Source organism: Arthrobacter sp. R4-81 (assembly GCF_054792365.1).
In genome coordinates, this window is record NZ_CP096445.1 from 3655116 (window position 1) to 3673699 (window position 18584).

The 18584-nt window shown below is 62.5% G+C and carries 14 protein-coding genes and 1 pseudogene; 9 read left to right on the plus strand and 6 right to left on the minus strand.

The annotated features are described in order from the left end of the window. The first annotated feature begins 172 nt into the window (after positions 1-172). Entirely contained in the window at positions 173-1933 is a 1761-nt protein-coding gene (locus tag M1E05_RS16830; RefSeq protein WP_461163652.1) for a glycoside hydrolase family 13 protein, read from the plus strand. 436 nt (positions 1934-2369) lie between these two features. On the opposite strand, the gene M1E05_RS16835 is transcribed toward M1E05_RS16830, so the two are convergent. From M1E05_RS16835 to M1E05_RS16845, 3 genes are all read right to left on the minus strand, one after another. Then, a complete protein-coding gene (locus tag M1E05_RS16835; protein ID WP_458113399.1) occupies positions 2370-3662 on the minus strand; it encodes an ammonium transporter in 1293 nt (430 codons plus the stop codon). Between the two features lie 253 nt (positions 3663-3915). Further along, entirely contained in the window at positions 3916-4845 is a 930-nt protein-coding gene (locus tag M1E05_RS16840; RefSeq protein WP_458113398.1) for a pullulanase X25 domain-containing protein, read from the minus strand. A gap of 213 nt (positions 4846-5058) precedes the next feature. Next, the gene (locus M1E05_RS16845) at positions 5059-6051 is read right to left on the minus strand and encodes an adenosine deaminase (RefSeq protein ID WP_458114430.1); all 993 of its coding nucleotides are present in this window, start codon (positions 6049-6051) and stop codon (positions 5059-5061) included. Between the two features lie 441 nt (positions 6052-6492). Here M1E05_RS16845 and M1E05_RS16850 point away from each other — a divergent pair, with 441 nt between their 5' ends. Further along, positions 6493-7140: a transglycosylase family protein gene (locus M1E05_RS16850; RefSeq protein ID WP_458113397.1), complete on the plus strand. Its 648-nt coding sequence runs from the start codon at positions 6493-6495 to the stop codon at positions 7138-7140. A 137-nt stretch (positions 7141-7277) separates the two neighbouring features. Here M1E05_RS16850 and M1E05_RS16855 read toward each other — a convergent pair whose 3' ends face one another. Continuing rightward, positions 7278-7850, minus strand: coding sequence for a hypothetical protein (locus M1E05_RS16855; protein WP_458113396.1), 573 nt, complete (start codon positions 7848-7850; stop codon positions 7278-7280). A 193-nt stretch (positions 7851-8043) separates the two neighbouring features. Here M1E05_RS16855 and M1E05_RS16860 point away from each other — a divergent pair, with 193 nt between their 5' ends. From M1E05_RS16860 to M1E05_RS16890, 7 genes and pseudogenes are all read left to right on the plus strand, one after another. Further along, the gene (locus M1E05_RS16860; RefSeq protein ID WP_461163653.1) at positions 8044-8973 is read left to right on the plus strand and encodes an MSMEG_6728 family protein; all 930 of its coding nucleotides are present in this window, start codon (positions 8044-8046) and stop codon (positions 8971-8973) included. Between the two features lie 80 nt (positions 8974-9053). After that, on the plus strand, positions 9054-9935 hold the full coding sequence (locus tag M1E05_RS16865; RefSeq protein ID WP_461163654.1) for an SDR family oxidoreductase: 882 nt from the start codon (positions 9054-9056) through the stop codon (positions 9933-9935). A gap of 379 nt (positions 9936-10314) precedes the next feature. After that, a complete protein-coding gene (locus tag M1E05_RS16870) occupies positions 10315-11718 on the plus strand; it encodes an amino acid permease (RefSeq protein ID WP_461165275.1) in 1404 nt (467 codons plus the stop codon). Beyond that, complete coding sequence (locus tag M1E05_RS16875) at positions 11715-13100, plus strand: NtaA/DmoA family FMN-dependent monooxygenase (RefSeq protein ID WP_458113393.1); 1386 nt, start codon at positions 11715-11717, stop codon at positions 13098-13100. The genes M1E05_RS16870 and M1E05_RS16875 overlap by 4 nt, the downstream gene beginning before the upstream one ends. Next, positions 13094-13258, plus strand: a pseudogene (locus M1E05_RS16880) (DUF1622 domain-containing protein); the annotation flags it as partial. The gene M1E05_RS16875 and the pseudogene M1E05_RS16880, both read left to right, overlap by 7 nt. A 36-nt stretch (positions 13259-13294) precedes the next feature. Continuing rightward, positions 13295-14074: an isocitrate lyase/PEP mutase family protein gene (locus tag M1E05_RS16885; protein ID WP_458113392.1), complete on the plus strand. Its 780-nt coding sequence runs from the start codon at positions 13295-13297 to the stop codon at positions 14072-14074. 150 nt (positions 14075-14224) lie between these two features. After that, positions 14225-16051, plus strand: coding sequence for an HNH endonuclease signature motif containing protein (locus M1E05_RS16890; RefSeq protein WP_461163655.1), 1827 nt, complete (start codon positions 14225-14227; stop codon positions 16049-16051). 249 nt (positions 16052-16300) lie between these two features. On the opposite strand, the gene M1E05_RS16895 is transcribed toward M1E05_RS16890, so the two are convergent. After that, positions 16301-16660: a hypothetical protein gene (locus M1E05_RS16895; RefSeq protein WP_461163656.1), complete on the minus strand. Its 360-nt coding sequence runs from the start codon at positions 16658-16660 to the stop codon at positions 16301-16303. Between the two features lie 108 nt (positions 16661-16768). After that, on the minus strand, positions 16769-18574 hold the full coding sequence (locus tag M1E05_RS16900) for a gamma-glutamyltransferase family protein (RefSeq protein WP_461163657.1): 1806 nt from the start codon (positions 18572-18574) through the stop codon (positions 16769-16771). Positions 18575-18584 lie beyond the last annotated feature (10 nt).

Here is an 18584-nt window from a genome sequence, read left to right on the forward strand (position 1 = left end):
TGTGGACTGCCGAAACTTGGGGGAGAAGCATTAATTCCAATCGATATCGAAACGTTGCCGACGTAACGAAAACCGCTAAACAGGGCGGCTGCAGATGGAGGGTTCGTTGCCCGCTTGTGGCATCTGTTCAATAATCGGAACCGTTGACCAAGGCTAAATGAGGAGAACTGCGATGACGATCCAGATGGAACCGGCAAACGAATCTTCAACAAGCACTGAGGACGACAACGGTGAACTGGAGGCCGGCCGGGACTGGTTCCACAGCGCCGTCGTATACCAGATCTACCCCCGCAGTTTCGCTGATTCCAACGGGGACGGGATTGGCGATCTGCGCGGCATCATCAGCAAGCTGGACTACCTTCAGAAACTGGGGGTCGACGTCGTTTGGATCTCCCCCATCTACGCCTCGCCGCAGGACGACAACGGCTACGACATCAGCGACTACCGAACTGTCGACCCCATCTTCGGCACCCTTGGAGAGCTTCAGGAATTGAGCGACGGACTCCACAAGCGGGGAATGAAGCTGGTCATGGACCTCGTGGTGAACCACACCTCGGACGAGCACCCCTGGTTTGTGGAATCCCGCTCGTCCAAGGACAACCCGAAGCGGGACTGGTATTGGTGGCGCCAGCCACGCGACGGCGTCAAGCCCGGAACTCCGGGCGCGGTACCCAACAACTGGGGGTCCGCTTTCTCCGGTCCGGCTTGGGACTACAACGAAGCCACCGGGGAGTACTACCTGCACCTTTTCGCAAAAAAGCAGCCCGACCTCAACTGGGAAAACCCCGAGGTGCGGGCAGCCGTGTACGACATGATGAACTGGTGGCTGGACCGGGGCGTGGATGGCTTCCGCATGGATGTCATTAACTTCATCTCCAAGGACACCTCGCTACCCGACGGCCCACGCGCTGACGGCAAGCTTTATGGCGACGGCAGCCCCTACTTCATGTCAGGGCCTAGGATCCATGAATTCCTCCGCGAGATGCACCGGGAAGTCTTCGCAGGCCGGGACAAGCCCCTGTTGACTGTGGGGGAAATGCCCGGCGTTACGGTGGAGGACGCCATTCTGTTTACGGACCCTGCCCGGAAAGAAGTGGACATGGTGTTCCAGTTCGAGCACGTCGCTTTGGATCAGGAGGGAGGCAACAAGTGGCGCCCCAAGAAGCTGGAACTGACCGAGTTGAAGCGTTCCCTTGGCCGCTGGCAGGATGCCCTTGCCGACCGGGGCTGGAACAGCCTTTACTGGGGCAACCACGATCAGGCCCGCGCAGTTTCAAGGTTCGGCGACGACGGCCAGTACCGTGAACTGTCCGCGAAGATGCTCGCCGGCGTCCTGCACCTCCACCGCGGCACACCCTATGTGTACCAGGGCGAGGAACTGGGCATGACAAACATGACCTTCGGCGCTATCAGCGATTACCGGGACATTGAGGTGCTCAATCATCACCGTGAAGCCACAACCCACCTGGGGCACACTGATGCCGAGGTCCTCGCTGCCCTGGCTCCGCTGAACCGGGACAACGCCCGCACGCCGGTCCAGTGGGATGCCACCCGGCACGGCGGGTTCACCACGGGATCCCCCTGGATCGCGGTTAACCCGAATGCCAACCACATCAACGCTGCATCCCAGGTGGACGATCCGGACTCGGTGTTCAGTTTCTACCAGAAGGTCATCGCGTTCCGTCATGAGGATCCGGTGATCTCCGACGGCGACTTCACCATGCTGCTGCCCAATGACCCCCACGTCTACGCCTTCCGGCGCTCGCTGCCGGGCGTTGAAATCCTGGTGCTGGGAAACTTTTCCGGCACGGAACAAATTGCCCACGTGGATAAAAGCTGGGCCCAGGCAGAACAGGTGTTGGGCAACTACACCTCCAGGCCTGACCTTCTCCTCAAGCCGTGGGAACTGAAGGTTTTCCGCCGGCTCGGCTGAGGTCTGCGGGACGGGTAAGGGCTGTCGGGCGTGGCCTGTTCTTCCGAAGCTGGCCTGTTATTCAGAATCGTCCGGACGTATCCTGATGTCGCCGTCCAACAATCGGAACCGAGCCACCATTGAGGGGGCACCATGACTATCCCACCTACCCGCGAACCTGATCCCTTCCCGCCGGAACCTGGCCCCCATCCGGGATCACCCGATCCTACGAACCCATTCCCGCCGGAGCCGACTCCATCACCGGAGCCAAATCCAGCTCCGTCCCCCGGGCCCCTACCCATTCCGGATCCCGGGCCTGTTCCGCCGCATCCCGATCCCACAAGGTTGTAGCGGAACAATGATGTTTTAGGGGCAGCATCGCATTCGACAGGACAACCCGCCAGTGTTTAAAGCATTGACGGGTTGTTCTATGTTGAGATCCCCGGGGGTCAGCTTGTCATGGCCGGCTGGTGGCCGATCCCAGATTCACCGGGTCTTCGTCGGTGAGGTACGCATCCTCGGCGTGGGCGGCGAGGTCGATGCCGCGCAGCTCATCCTCCTCGTGGATCCGCAGGCCAATCGTCATGTCCAGGACCTTTGCGATAACCCAGGTCAGGACGAAGGAATATGCAAGCACTGCGCCGGTCGCCACAGCCTGGATGCCCAGCTGCTGCGGCCCACCGCCGTAGAAGAGGCCGCTGACTCCATTGGGGGCGCTATCCGTTGCGAAGAAGCCCACCAGGAGTGTGCCGATGATGCCACCCACCAAGTGCACACCAACGACGTCGAGCGAATCGTCGAAGCCGAGCCGGAACTTCCATTCAATCGCCAGTGAGCAGACGGCACCGGCGATGGCGCCGATGGCGACAGCACCCAGCGGGCTGACGGCCCCACAGGCAGGGGTGATTGCAACGAGCGCCGAGACGAGCCCGGAGGCCGCGCCCATGCTCGTGGCCGCACCCCTCCGCAGCCGCTCCACCAAGGCCCACGCGAGTAAGCCAGCAGCCGCCGCGACAGCCGTGTTAAGGAAAACTACGGACGCCGACTGCCCGGCGCTCAGGGCCGAACCGGCGTTGAAGCCGAACCATCCGATCCACAGCAGGCCTGCACCAACGAGTACCAGGGGCCGGCTGTGCGGCTTGCTGTGTTCCATCTTGGGCCAACCTGAACTGCGGCCCAGGACAAGGGCCAGTGCCAGGGCCGCGACGCCGGCATTCATGTGCACTGCTGTTCCGCCGGCGAAGTCGATAGCTTTGATTCCGCTCGCTATCCAGCCACCGGTGACTGAACCGTCCGCGGAGGTGAAAGCAAAGACCCAGTGGGCGATCGGGAAGTAGACCAGCGTGGCCCACACACCCGCAAAAACCATCCATGCCCCGAATTTCATGCGTCCAGCAGCGGCACCGGCAACCAGGGCAGTGGTTACGCAGGCAAAAAACAGCTGGAAGGCTGCGAAGAGGGCCGGAGGTATGGCCGCGTCGGGGTCCTCCACCAGCAACTTGTCCATGCCCAGGTACTCGCTCACATCCCCAACGAGGCCGAGTCCGCCAACAGAGTTTCCGAAGGACATCGAATAACCGAAAAACGCCCACAGTACGGCCACCAGGCTGGCACCGCCAAAGCACATCATCATCATGTTCAGGATGCGGCGCGATCCCACCATGCCACCGTAAAAAAGTGCCAAGGCGGGGATCATCATGCAGACCAACGCGGAACTCGCGAGGATCCAGGCGACATCTCCAGGGTTCATTGGGGTAACTCCACTCATAGTCGGGTCCGGGCAGCTTGCTGAGACCGACGCATGCCGTCACCTAACATCTTTATTCCTGGACGATGCCTTTGGGTTTCGCCAGCGTTTAATTCGTTGGAATGTTGGGTTACCTGATGAACCGTGTACGGCGATGATGATGAGTGGAGTCCCACTGCGGTGGAAAGCACAAGAGCCGGATCCGTTGCCCGGATCCGGCTCTCAAACCCCGAGCAGCAGGGTCAGGCGAAGGTGCTTACGAGTAGCGGATATCGTGCGTGCGGTGATCGTACTGGATGGTCAACGGTCCGCCGACGTGGTGCAGCTCATGGTTGGCGCCGTCGAACGCTCCAAACGCACCGTAGTTCTCATCCCAGGAACGGTTGAGCGCGATCTTGAAGGTGTAGTACCCGGCGGGCAGGTCAGCTGAAAGCTTCCACAGCTGGTCCAGCTGATCCAGCTCCAGCTGGACCTCGTCATACTGCGGTGCCCAGTTGTCCGGGGCACCCAGGAGGGTATTGAAATCACCGGCGACGGCGACTGCCTCCGGCTGGTCAAACGTCTCGACGGTGGTTGCCGGTGCCGTATGGTCAGCCGACGCTGCGTCGACGTCGGGGACAACCGTCGGAGCAACGGACCCGGACTTCTTGGCAGCAGGCTTGCGGGTGCGGACGGCCTTCGCCACCGGCTTCACAACGTCCTCGATCAGTTGCGTGGCTTTGTCCTGCACCTTGTCTGCAACCTTGGCAGCTTTCTTGGCGGCAGGCTTTTTGGCTTCGGCCTTTTTAGGCGCCGCCTTCTTCGCCGCCAGGTGGGCAGGTGCCACCGTGGGAACGGGAAGATCGGCCGGAACGGGAGTACCGGCGTCGAGCGCTGTCCCAAAAGCGGAAGGGTCCGGGAAGGCGACAGTAGCGCGCAGGCCGTCGTCGGTGATGGTCCAGCCTGAACGGCCTTTGACCAGCCACCCTGCCTTCACGAGTTTGGCGGTTGCCGAGGTAAGGGTCTTGTGTCCGCGGGGAATGCCACCGCTCAGCAGCACGCCCTCATGTTCGTTGAAAGGAACGCGGGCAGTTGCTTCGCCCAGCACGGCGCCGGCGTTCGCCGATTCGCCGGACCACACCCCTTCGGCTAGAACCTCCAGCACGGCTTTCAGACGAAGGTTGGTGTTTTCAGCGGTGTTCCCCATGGGTCTCCTTTAGAAGCGATTGATGCACCAACAATTTTGCCAAGGAAATATTAAATTAGCCCACTGAAAACGGTTAACTCTGTGTGTCGTGAACCACTGTGACAGCAGAAACGGGGCGTTTATCCTGTTTACCGGTCAGTAACCGTTATTGTGTCGGCTTTACCGGGGGCTCGGCCGCTTGGCCGTTGGAGAGCACATCAAACGGCACACCAATCAGACGCCTGAAATACCCAGCTCCGCCAGCAGTTCGGCCTTCCGCTCCTCCGATGCAAACGAAGACCGGATGGAATTCGAGGCGAGGCGTACGCGGTCAAACTCCGACAGCCCCAGCACTTCCTGCAACTCCCTGAAGTTGTCATCCATATAGCCGCCGAAATAGGCAGGATCGTCCGAGTTCACGCAAACGTTCAGCCCCACCGCCAGCATGTCGGGCAGCGGGTGTTTAGCCAGGGAATCCACCGCCCTGAGCCTCACATTCGAAAGCGGGCACACGGTAAGCGGAACCCACTCCGCCACCAGACGTTCCACCAGCGCAGAATCCTCCATGCACCGGATTCCGTGGTCGATCCGCTCCACGCCCAGAACGTCAAGGGCCTCCACAATATACTCCGGCGGCCCCTCCTCCCCGGCATGGGCAATCAGGTGGAGTCCCGCATCCCGTGCCATCGCGAAGAGCCGCTCGAACTTCGCTGGAGGATTGCCTACTTCAGCTGAATCAAGCCCTATGGCAGAAATCGGCGCTTCCATGGCGAGCAGGTGCTCGAGTACGGCGAGCGCTGACTCCTCACTCAAATCGCGAAGGAATGCAGCGATCAGCAAGGTGGATATTCCGAATTCTTCTTCCGAGGTGGCAAGGACCGACGCCACCCCGTTGACGCACGTTTCGAGCGGGATGCCTCGCGCCAGGTGGGCCTGCGGATCCATCATGATTTCCGCATGGCGAACGCCAGCCTGTGCAGCCCGGGCCAAGTACGCACGGGTCAGGTCCGCGAAATCCTGCTCCGTCTGCAACACGGACATGTTGGCGTAGTAGAGATCCAGGAAGGACTGAAGATCAGTGAACTCGTACCGTGCACGGAGCTCGTCCAGATTCGTGTACGGCAGCTGGATTCCGTTGCGCTCGGCAAGCGCGAAAATGAGCTCCGGTTCAAGCGTCCCCTCAATGTGCAGATGCAATTCCGCCACCGGCAGCATCCCCGATGGCATGGGTTCCGGCTCGGGCGAAAGGGAGTCATCAAGCGGCAGGTCAGCGCCGTCGTCGTGCGTGGTCATCTCGCAAGAATAGTCGTCCGGCGCCAAAAAAGATCGGGGGTGATGAACTGGCTTCAGCGGAGGGCCTCAGGGCCGTACTGGGGCAGGCTCGGGGCCATTGGTCGGGCGGGATTGGCTGCCGTTCGGCGGCTACCCGCGACACACCTTCCGGCTCACGATTTGGCTTCCGCAACCACCTGTCTTAGCGTGGAAGACAGGCCCGCCAAGCGGGACCAGGCCCGCCAAGCGGGACCAAGAATGCCCGGTGCTGCCACTACCAGATACTGCCCGGCCGGCAGACACCGAATACGACCTCTATTTGTCAGGGGCGGGCAGTGGCGCAACGACCTCCGGGGACGGATCGAGCGCAGGTGGCCCTCAGGAGCATCCTCACCCATGAAATCATCAACTCTCACTACTGCCGCGCGCCGTGGAATCACTGTGGCCGCCGTTTCCGTTGCAGGGCTCGCTCTATCTGCAAACGCAGCCAACGCCACAACCGCTGCTCCCACAAACACTTGGGACGCCCTTGCCGAGTGCGAGAGCGGCGGGAACTGGAGCACCAATACGGGTAACGGCTACACCGGCGGCCTGCAGTTCAGCTCGAGCACGTGGGCTGCCTACGGAGGCACGGGGTCAGCAGCTGATGCGAGCCGCGAACAGCAGATCGCGGTAGCTGAGCAGGTCCAGGCCAGCCAGGGCTGGGGAGCCTGGCCATCCTGTGCAGCCCAGCTCGGTTTGAGCGGGGGCGCGACGGCGACGGTTCCGCAAAGCGTCCCGGTCCAGCAGGTTCCCACTGAAGTTCCGGCCACGGCAGCCGTGGCGCCGGTTGAAAGCGCTCCGCTCGAATCCGCTCCTCGCCACGCCGCCGCCGTTCCGCTCAGCGGCGAGACCTACACCCTGGAGAAGGGCGACACCCTCAGCAAGGTCGCCGAAAAGCTCAACGTCACAGGCGGTTGGCAGACCCTTGCCGACGCCAACCTCGATACGCTCGCGGACCCTAACCTGGTCTTCGAGGGACAGGTACTGCAGCTGCCGGCGTAGCCAGGCAAACGGGTAGTACCTCGTCCAAAAAGAGAAGTACGACGCCGGAGCGTCCCCCATGAGGGAACTCTCCGGCGTCGTACTGCTTTGGGTTATGGGAAAAGCTCTTGCTTCTTGTGGGCTATGCCGTTTGGTGGCTATGCGGCGACGGGCAGTTCGCGGACGATCCGGACTTTCCACGCGGTGTCGTCGCTCGTGTCCAGCAGCGCCACGGTACCCAGTGCAAGATGCAGGGCGACGCGCTTGGCGGCCAGCAGCTCCAGATAGAGCTGTTCGTTCATGCGCGAAGGAGAATCAATGACAAACTTCACGGCGTTGCGCATTTTGCGGTAGTTGTCGCTGCGCTCACGGTGCATGTGGAGCTCCAGCTCATGACGCTGGCGGAGCTTCGGCTCATGCTTGTTCAGCCAGGAAACTGAAGCATGGACTCCAATTACGAGGGCAAGCGAGACTGCGTAGATCCACCAGCCGGTGGACAGCAGGAAGAGCGGAAGGTTGGCGATAGCCACAACCGCAATGATCACCCGGGCCGCCACAATGCGGTTCAACGCCTGCGCCACAGAGCCGAGGGCGGCGCGGAAACCGTGCTGCTCCTTGATCGCTGCGGCGGGATCAAGGGTGAATTCGTCAAGCACCAGAATGCCGTTCGCGTCCGGGCTGAGCATCTGTCCGTACTTTGGCTGCGGTAAGGCGGCTGGAGTGAGTGTCATGGGAGTTCTTCCGGGCGGCGGGCGGCTGATTAGGTCCATTAATTTTAGTCCTGCTACGGCGTGTTGTCGCTGGTGTCTCACCATATGGTCGAGTACGCTACGCCGCACACTTCTCCAACCATGATAAGGCATCCCATTTTCTGCTGTCGGGCGGCCATTTGGACTCTAACCGCGGCGGCTCCACACTGGAAGGATGCAGACCTTCCTCCCGTACCCAGATTTCCACCAGAGTGCCGCGGCTCTTGATCCCGCCCGGCTCGGCAAACAACGCGTCGAAGCCTTGCAGATCCTGCGCGCCCTGGTCATTCCGGAGTACGGCTGGCAGTCCCACCCCGCAACCCGGATGTGGATGGGCTATGTCCCGGCCCTGACGCTCTACGGCCTGGCCATGGTGGACGAATGGACCATCCGCGGCGGCCCCGACACAACCCGGGACAAGATCATCGAGTTTGCTCCGCAGGCCGCCCATCCTGCCTATGCCGAAAAGATCCTGATGCCTCCGTGGCTTGGCGATGCAGATCTTCACCTGAGCCACCGCTCCAAACTGATCGGCAAGGAGCCGCGCTTTTACACCGAGGTTTTCCCCGGGACGCCTGCAGACCTTGAGTACGTGTGGCCCGAACCAAAGCATGTGTTCCTCCCTGAAGACCCCGAGGAGAACCTGCTCTGGATTCTTCGGGCGCCGGTGGGTGATTCCGATCCCGAAAAAATCGACACCGTCAGCCTGCCGGCAGTGAGCCGCTCCGGGGCTGTGGCAGCTCCTGGCAACGATCCCGAGGGCGAGGACTACCAGTTTGTTTACGCGGAGACGGGATCGAGGCGTCCCGCCAAGCAGGCCAAGAAACTGCCGCCGAAGCAACTCGTGAAGAAGCCGTCCCGGAAGCGCCAGCGCCAGGAGGAGGCCTTCCGCACCCTGCCCGGCAAATCAGACGTTGCCATACCGCTGGGAGAGGGAGGCTCTTTCGCAGTAGGCAAGGTTCTGGGACGCCCCATCACGCTCCCGGACGGTAGCTTTGGGCGCAACTTTGAGGTCACAGAAGTCATCAGCCGCTCCGCGTTCGACTACCCGGCCCTGCTGCAGGATCCCCGGGTGTTCTTCCCGGTTCCCGCGCCGCTGGCCTAATCGCCGAGGTACGCCCACCGGCGAAGTACGCCCAGAGACGAAGTAGGCCCACGAAAGAGGGCTCTGGCAGACTGGCGGGCATGACAGTGCTTATGGCCGGTTGCGGCGATCTTGGTACCGAGGCGGGGCTGCGTTTTGCCGCTGCCGGCCATCGGGTGGTGGGTTGGCGACGCTCACCCCAGAAACTTCCGGGCGAAATTGAGGGAGTCGCGGCCGACCTCACATCGGCCGAACTGCCGCCCGTCCCTGCTGACACCTCATCTGTAGTCATTGCCGTTGCTGCGGACTCGTCAACCGAGGCAGCCTACCGGGCTGCCTACGTGGACGGGCTTGGGAATGTTTTGGATGCGCTCAAGCGTGATGCCGTCAGACCCCGCCGAGTGCTGTTTGTCTCCTCGACCGCCGTCTACGGCGATGCCGACGGCGGCTGGGTGGATGAAGACACTACGCCGGCTCCTGGCGGATTCTCCGGCCGCATCATCCTCGAGGCAGAAGAACTGCTGCGTGGCCGCTTTGAGGGCACTGACACGGATACCGTGGTGCTGCGCCTGGGCGGGATCTACGGCCCCGGGCGGACGCGCCTGATCGATCAGGTCCGCAGCGGTAGCGCAGTCATCCCAGCCGAAGTTCGCTACACCAACCGCATCCACAGGGACGATGCAGCTGCAGCCATCGTTCACTTGTGCACCATGGAAGCCACTCCCCATCCCGTTTACCTGGGAGTGGATAACCATCCCGCCGACATTGGCGAGGTCCTGCTGTTCCTGGCCGAGGAACTGGGACTCCCCCACCCACCATCCTCACCACGGGAACTTGAGGGCTCAGCTGGCCAGCCGGGCAGGGGCGGCAACAAACGGTGCAGCAACAAGCGGCTCCTAGACACAGGCTTCGAATTCAGCTTTCCCACTTTCAGAGAGGGGTACCGGGCACTTTTGGAGGGCAAAGGCGTCCGGCACCCGTAACGATGGCGCACCCGTAACGGCGGGAACCAGCAACGGCGGGGCACCAGTAACAACCGAGCGCCGGTAACGGCGGGGCACCAGCAACGGCGGGGCACCAGCAACAACCGAGCGCCGGTAACAATACGCAATTGCGTGTGCGTATATTGCAACACTCTGTAACGAATGCGGAGGCTGGGGCGCTCTCGACCTAGCGTGAGGGGGTCCGACTTCCCGGCCCCTCCCCCTGAACCGGAGCCCACAGATGCCGCAACACCTAAGCACGGCCTTGCAACCACCGCAGGCGAGCGCGTCCACAGACTCGTCGGTTGAAGACCCGTTGGCCGCAGACCCATTGGCCGCAGATCCGTTGGCTCAGGAAGGCAGCGGGCTGCTGCGAACCATGGGTCCGCGGCACCTGATCATGATTGCCATGGGCGGCGTGATTGGCTCCGGACTGTTCCTTAGCTCCGGCTACACCATCTCGCAGGCCGGTCCGTTTGGAGCAGTGCTCGCCTACCTTCTTGGCGCCCTCCTGGTGTATCTGGTGATGGCCTGCCTGGGCGAGCTTGCTGTCGCCTATCCAGTCGCGGGAGCCTTCCACATCTATGCTGCGAGGTCCATCGGCCCAGCAACCGGGTTCGCTACGGCGTGGCTCTACTGGCTCTGCTGGGCAGTGGCTCTGGGCTCTGAATTCACGGCCAGCGGGATTCTGATGCAAAGGTGGTTCCCGGGAGTTGACGTCTGGATCTGGTGCGTGGTGTTCGCCGCGCTGGTTTTCGGCCTCAATGCCTTCTCCGCCAGGTTCTTCGGCGAAGCAGAGTTCTGGTTCTCGCTTGTGAAAGTTTCGGCCATCGTGGCGTTGATCGTCCTCGGCGGTGCGGCCCTGTTCGGCATCCAGCCCCTGAACGCCGACGCCGGCCCTCCCCTCCTGCTCACTAACTTCGTGACGCCGGACGGGCTCTTTCCCAATGGACTGACAGGAGTGCTGGTAACCACGCTTGCGGTCTTCTACGCCTTCTCGGGGTCGGAACTGATCGGCGTTGCCGCTGGCGAAACCAAGGATCCGTCCACGTCCATTCCCAAGGCCCTGCGGGCAACGGTACTTCGCCTCCTGATCTTCTTCGTCGGCGCAATCACCGTCATTGCGGCGACAGTTCCCTACGGGCAGGTGGGCCTGGATGAAAGCCCCTTCGTCACTGTCTTCAGCGGTCTGGGCGTGCCTTACGCTGGCGACATCGTGAACTTCGTGATCATCACAGCCCTTCTGTCCGCCGGTAACAGCGGCCTTTTCTCATGCGGACGCATGCTCTTCTCTCTCGCCGACGAAGGCCATGCGCCGAAAGCCTTCCGTCGCGTCACCCGGCGTGGGATCCCGCTGATCGCCCTGGGCGTGAGCATGGTGGGCGGCCTGGCTTCCCTGCTGTCAAGCGTGATGGCTGCCGAAACTGTTTACCTTGTGCTCGTTTCCATTGCAGGCTTCGCAGCGGTGGGCGTCTGGATGTCCATCGTCGCCTCGCACTTCTTCCATCGTCGGGCTTTTGTGCGCGACGGCGGCGACGTCACCACGCTGCCCTACCGCGCCCCGTTCTTCCCCTTTGTACCGTTGCTGGCCTTTGCCATCTGCCTCATATCCCTCATTGGGCAGGCAATTGATCCCAATCAGGTAGTGGCCCTGGCCTTCGGCTTGGCCTTTGTGGCCGGTTGCTACCTGTACTTCCGCTTGCGCTACGGCGCGGGCAAAACCGGGCCACGCACCGCCGTCGACCCTTCCTCCACAACGAAAGAAAGCGAAGTGTCCCGATGAGCTCATCCACCTCTCCACTGCTTTTTGCCCTGTACGAACAAGCGAGCGCCGGCTGCGGCGGGGCGCCCAGCTTGTGGACCCACCCGCTCGATGACCGCCTGCAGGTGAACTCCTTGGACCGGTGGCGGAACGTGGCAGTAACCGCCGAGGAGGCCAACCTGGACGCCCTCTTCTTCGCGGATGTGCTGGGCCTTTACGATGTCTACGGCGGCTCGGCCGACGCCGCGCTCGAATGGGCGGTCGAGGCGCCCGCGAACGATCCCTTTATGTACGTGCCGGCCCTCGCTGCTCTGACCGAGCGACTTTCCTTCGTCATCACCGCCTCAACCACCTACGAGCACCCCTTCTCCATGGCCCGGCGGTTCGGCACCCTCGACCACCTCAGCAACGGACGCATCGGCTGGAACATCGTGACGTCCTACCTCTCTAGCGCAGCCCGCAACTTTGGTATGGATGAGATGCTCAAACACTCAGACCGCTATGCCCGCGCCGACGAGTTCATGGATGTCTTTTACAAACTGTTGGAAGGCAGCTGGGCGGCGGACGCCGTCGTCGGCAGTAAGAGTCAGAAGCTGTACGCCCGGCCCGGTTCTGTGCGTCCCATAAAGCACGACGGCGAGCACTTCCGCGTCGACGGACCGTCGCTGACGTCGCCGTCACCCCAACGGACGCCGACCCTGTTCCAGGCAGGCTGGTCACCGCGCGGCCGCGAATTCGCAGCGAAGCACGCCGAAGTGATCCTGCTGCCCAAGAAGGACCCGCAGGAGATCGCTGCAGGGTTGGCGGATATCAACCAGCGAGCGCTTGCCGTGGGCCGGCCCGTAGGAGAGGTGCGGTCAATGGCTTTGGCGCGGATCATCACTGCGCCCACCGCCATTGAGGCGCAACAGAAGTACGACGAGCTGCAGCGGAACTACCATGTGGAGGCCCAGCTGGTCAGTTATGCAGGCGATACCGGAATCGATCTCAGCAAATACGCGGACGACGAGCCGCTCACCACGGTTTCCAACGGGCTGACTTCATACGTCGTCAAGGGTGGCACCGGAGAGAAGCCCCTGACCGCTGGCGATGTCCGTAAGAAGTTCGCCGACGTCACCCGCGGCACAGACCTGCTGTTCATCGGCACGCCGTCAGATGTTGCCTCCCAGATCCAGGATCACGCTGCCGTGTCCGGGCTGGACGGATACATGATCAACCCGCTTGTGAGCCCGGGATCGCTCAATGACTTCGCGGAGCTGGTGGTTCCGGAACTCGTGGAGCGCGGGCTGTACAGTGCCGAGCTGAAGCAGGGGACGTTGCGCTCGAGGCTTCGCGCTGATGGTTCTGATCTCTTGGCTGATTCGTCGTACGGTGCGGGATTCAGGCAGGGCGTGGAAGTTTAGGCGTACTCGCGATGATCGTCCTCATCCGGACGTTCCTCAGCTTCTCCCTGGAACTGGAAATAACAGGGCGGTGGCCATGGCAAAAGACATCTCACGGTGACCGGGAGCGTGGGCCTGCGGGTGCGGGTGCTGGTTCGGGTGCTGCAGCACGGGGGTAGGCGCATGGCGACAAGACAGCACGCTAGGCTCGCCCTATGACTGCATCCACCACCGCAAAAGCCGCCGAACTCCTTCGCCTGCATGAGGCACCCCAGATTCTTCAAGTCGTGAATGTGTGGGACTGCATTACCGCCAAAGTGATTGCAGACCTCCCCGGTACGTCCGCCCTGGCAACGGCCAGCCATTCAATCGCGGCGTCACTGGGCTACAAGGATGGCGAAAGCATACCCGTGGATCTGATGGTTGAGGCTGTAGGACGGATCGCCGCGGTCACAGAACTTCCCGTTTCAGCTGACCTCGAGGCAGGTTACGGCGATCCTGGTGAAACCACTCGGAAGGCAATCGGCGTCGGGATTGTCGGTGCCAACATCGAGGACCAAATGCAGCCCATCGACGACGCCGTTCTCCAGATGACCTCCGTCATCAAGGCTGCGGAGTCCGAGGGCATTGATTTCGTCCTCAACGCCCGCACCGACGCTTTCCTCAAGGGTAAGGACCGCAACCGGGCCGACGTTTTGGCTGACGCAATCGAGCGCGGCCGAAGGTATCTCGACGTTGGCGCAACTGTTATTTTTGTTCCGGGCCTCCTCGACGAAGCCACTGTTGCTGCCCTTGTGGAGGGAATCGGCTGGAACAAGGTATCAGTCATCAATGTGCCGGGGTCCTTGCCGCCCGCAAAGCTCCAGGAACTGGGCGTATCGAGGATTTCCTATGGTCCTTGGACCCAGCGCGTAGCCCTCACGGCATTGGCGGATACCGCCGCTGAGCTGATGGCTGGCGGCACCCTGCCCGAAGGGATTCGGGTACTTAACTAGTTCTCGACTCGGCTAGGTCATTCCTTGCGATGCCAGTCGTATCGTTTGCGTTTTCGGGACTAACTAGTTCGCGTTTTGGGGTTTGACCTTTCGCATTTCGGGCTTGAAACCTGGGCTTATTTTGTCAGACCCTGCTGACAGAGTTATTCCATGGAAGCCGTTGGAGAACACGCCCCGAACCAGGCCACGCGCCTTGGGCTGTTCTCCAACGCCCGCTTCCACCAGGAATCAGCTTTTGCCGTTGCAGCCTCCAGCCTTCCTGGGTCCAGCCTTCCCGGGTCCAGGCTTCCGGGGCGGGCTGCGCTGCGGGCAGTGCCGTCCGCCGCGGCATCCCAGCCGGGCGTGGTTCCGGAGGAGCGAGCCGTCCCCGTGACGCCGGCTTTGGACGGCGGCGTCTCCGGTGCGGTGGCGGCCAGTCTTGAGCTGTTAGGAACGGCGCAGACGACGGCGGCCGGTGAGCTCGCGCTGTCCGGCTTCACCGACGCGGCGGACTTCGCCGGCCAGGTCGAGGAACTCTCCCGCACCGTGGAATACCTCCAGGTCCTAGCCGCCGCAGCCGTGGACCGCACCCGCCACGAAGCCGCCCGCCCTCAAAATTCCACAGCAGCCGGTTCCACCAACGGCTGGACCACCGGCTGGGGCACGGAAACACCCGAGACATCTCCCGGGTCTGCTGTGCCTGCCGGGGACGGGTGCCGGAACACCGCCGAGTTCCTCCGGGCCAGGCTGAGGATCAGCGCCGTCGAAGCACGACGCCGCCTGGCCCTGGCCGCAGCGCTCGTACCCACCACCGGAATCACCGGCCAACCCATCCCGCCCGCCAGAGAAGAACTCGCCACCGCCCTCGCCACCGGAACCATCCCCTCCCGCGCCGCGACCATCATCACCCTGGCCCTCGAACGCGCCCAACACATCGCAGACCCCCACACCCTGGCACGGATGGAACACGCCCTGACCCGCACCGCCGCCACCGAAGACCAGGACTTCCTGACCCGCATCACCCGCCGCTGGGCAGACGCGATCGACCAGGACGGCGCCGAACCCTCCGAAGAAGAACTCCGCCACCGCCAAGGAGCCTTCATCCGCCCCACCCGCCGCGGACTCCACCACCTCGAAATCTTCGCCACCACCGACCAATTCGAAAACCTCCTCACCGCCATGAACACCGCCACCAACCCCCGCCTCCACACACCACCAGAACCCGGGACACCAGGAGCCACCGTTGGCGAAGCGACAGAAACACCTGCAGCTGCAACCGCGGCGGAGACAGGTGAGCGGGGAACCACAACATCAGTGGACGGCGCAACCCGAGAGCCGGTAGCCCTGGACCGCCGGACCCGGCCCCAGCAACTCCTCGACGGCCTCATCGGAGCCTGCAAAACAGCCCTCACCACCACCAGCCTCCCCGCAGCCGGCGGCCTCAGACCCCAGATCATGGTCACCATCGACTACCGCGACCTCCTCACCCGCCTCCCCAACCCCACGCAGACAAACGCCAGCACAAGCGCCAGCACCAGCGCCGACGATGAGACAGGCCCCGGAACCGGTTCCGGTTCGGGCACAGGCACGTTCGCGTTCACCGGGCCCGTGACCGCCTCCACCATCCGCAAAATCGCCTGCGACGCCGACATCATCCCCATCCTCCTCGGCAGCGAAGGCCGCATCCTGGACATCGGCCGCACCACCCGCATCTTCCCGCCCCACATCCGCAAAGCCATCACCGCCCGCGACCAAGGCTGCACCTTCCCCGGCTGCACCATCCCCGCCCCCTGGTGCGAAGCCCACCACACCACCTACTGGTCACACAACGGACCCACCAGCACCGAAAACGGCACCCTCCTCTGCACCCACCACCACCACCTCATCCACAAAGAACAATGGACCATCCACATGCCACACGGCATCCCCTGGTTCATCCCACCACCACACATCGACCCCACCCAACAACCCCGCCAAAACCACTACTTCCACCAATAACCACGGAAGCCGAGCCAACAACCGGAAGTGGATCAAACGCGGGTGCAGCCGTCCTCCCGGTGACCGATGAGGGAGGGTTTACGGGGACACAAGAATGCCCCAAGCGGAACCATCAAATTCCGATTGGGGCAAACTTGCCTTCGGGAAACTCGTCGCGTGCGCCGCCCAGAAGCTTGGACGGACTTGTTTGCCGGGCCCTCTCTTCATGAGTGCTGCTTCGCAACCTTCACGGAAGGGCTTGCCCGAGCCTTAGTCCTCAGGCAGCTCAGCGGGCTCGTAGCCTCCAGGCTGAGCGTCCTGCCAGCCGCGGTCTTCCACATAGGTAGCTACCAGCGTTCCCACTCCATCCTGCAGGGAATTAGACGGGTCATCATACAAAGATCCTTCCGTAGCCCGGCTGTGGAGAATGAGTTGTTCAGCCTCAATCTTCGCTTCCGGAACTGTCGCCCCGACGATCGCCGTTCGGGCAGGCAGTTCGGGAGTATGGATGATTTCGGCGCGGGTCTCCGAGAGGGGAATGGTTTCCCCGGCGTTTATTTCATCGTGCGGGAACTCGAACTCGGCGTTGTCCGGGGCGGCAGGAATCGTGTACTCAAGGAAATACGTCATTGACCCAGCCTTGCAGAAAGCCCGTACAGCCGGAAGCCCAAACCTCGTGGCGCGTCCAAGTCCCCGTGGAGGCCAGGGGCCCCAAATAAGAGACCCCCAGACAAGGGTTCATCGCCCGGCAGCATACCCTTGGGCGCCACGGGGATTGGCCGCAGCTTGCAGTATCCCGGTATGGGGATCCCGGGTCACAGCGGACAATCGGCCTAACGTCCATCCTCCGGCCACGGTGATCCGATGCCCTCGGTCCTCCAGAGCGGCAATGACGTCAGCACCTAGCCGATCTTCGAGAACCGCCCCACCAGGTTCCCACGTACGAGGCCAGAACGAACCGGGCATAGATGTTGTGTGAAACGTAGGCGCATCGATGGCCTGTTGCGGTGAGTAGCCACCCACGATGGTCCGCAAGAGGTAGGGCAGCTGCCACTGGTCCTGCTGATCACCGCCAGGAGATCCCAGAGCGGCCACCGCCTTGCCGTCGCGAAGGACCAAACTAGGGGTGAGAGTCGTCCGCGGCCGCTTTCCGGGCGACAGAGTTGAGGGAGTTCCGGGCTCCAACCAGGTCGTCTGCAGGCGCGTGCCCAGGCAGAAACCGAGTTCTGGAATCGCTGGCGACGACTGCAGCCAGCCACCAGAGGGAGTTGCAGAGATCATGTTCCCCCAGCGATCAACGACGTCAATATGACAGGTGTCGCCGCGGGTCTCCCCCGTCGGCTGCACTGTAGGTTCGCCCAAACCTGGGGGCACCTGTCCCGGTGTCGGCGGAACGTAATCTCTACGAAGAGGTGGCATGTACCGTCTTCGGCCGGGCACACTTCCCGGCCGGAACTCCAAAGAGGCGTCCTCTGTGATGAGTCGCCTGCGCTCCTCGCAGTACTCGGCTGACAGAAGGTACTCGAGCGGCACATCCGTATCGCCGTAATAGGCCTCGCGGTCGGCCAACGCCAGTTTTTGCGCCTCTAAAATCGTGTGGATTCCAAGTTCAGTGGAGGGATCAAGGTACTCGTCGTCGAATGTCTCAAGAATCGCGAGCGTCTGCAGAAGCGCCGGACCCTGCCCCCATGGTCCTGTCTTCGCTATGGTGTGGCCGCGGAAATCGAAAGTCCTCGCGGGCTCGTAACCCGCCTCAAATCGCGCGAGGTCCTCCAACGCCAGCACCCCCGAGTGATCACAGCCGGACGAATGCCGGTGCGGGGTCTTCACCGAATCCGCCATCGCATGTGCAATGAAACCCTCCCGCCACTCACGTCTGGCAGCATCAATCCGGTCCTCCCTCGACCCCGGGCCGGAACTCCCAGCCTCGACCAGTCGCTGAAGCGTGCGGGCATACGCCGGGTTCCTGATGAGTTCACCATCCGTGGGTATCCTGCCGTTCGGGATCCATAATGCCGCCGACGTGGGCCAATGGTCTCTGAACAGCTCAGCGACGGCAGCGATAGTGTGCCCGACGCGCCCCAGCATCGGATGACCGTCCCGCGCGTATCCGATCGCAAACTCCAGCACGGATTCCAGCTCCCACGTTCCGTGGTCCCGCAAGAGCAGAAGCCAGGCGTCGACGGCGGCAGGAACCGCTGCGGCCAGCGCCCCTGATCCCGGAACCAGGTCAAGGCCTTGAGCCAAATAGTGTTCCCGGGTTGCCCCCAGTGGCGCCGGGCCTTGGCCCATCAGAACCACCGCCTTTTCTGGTTCAGCCGCAGTGGCAAATACGCCGGTTACGTCACCGCCCGGCCCATTCAAGTGCGGTTCGACAACATGGAGCACGAAAGCGCCTGCGGCGGCGGCGTCAAAGGCGTTGCCTCCACGTTCAAGCACGGCTTGGGCTGTTGCCGTCGCCGTCCAATGGGTAGAGGCACTCATCCCGAACGTGCCTTGCAGCGTGGGCCGCGTAGTGAACGGAGCCGGCTCGGTGAAAGTCATGCGTCAATGC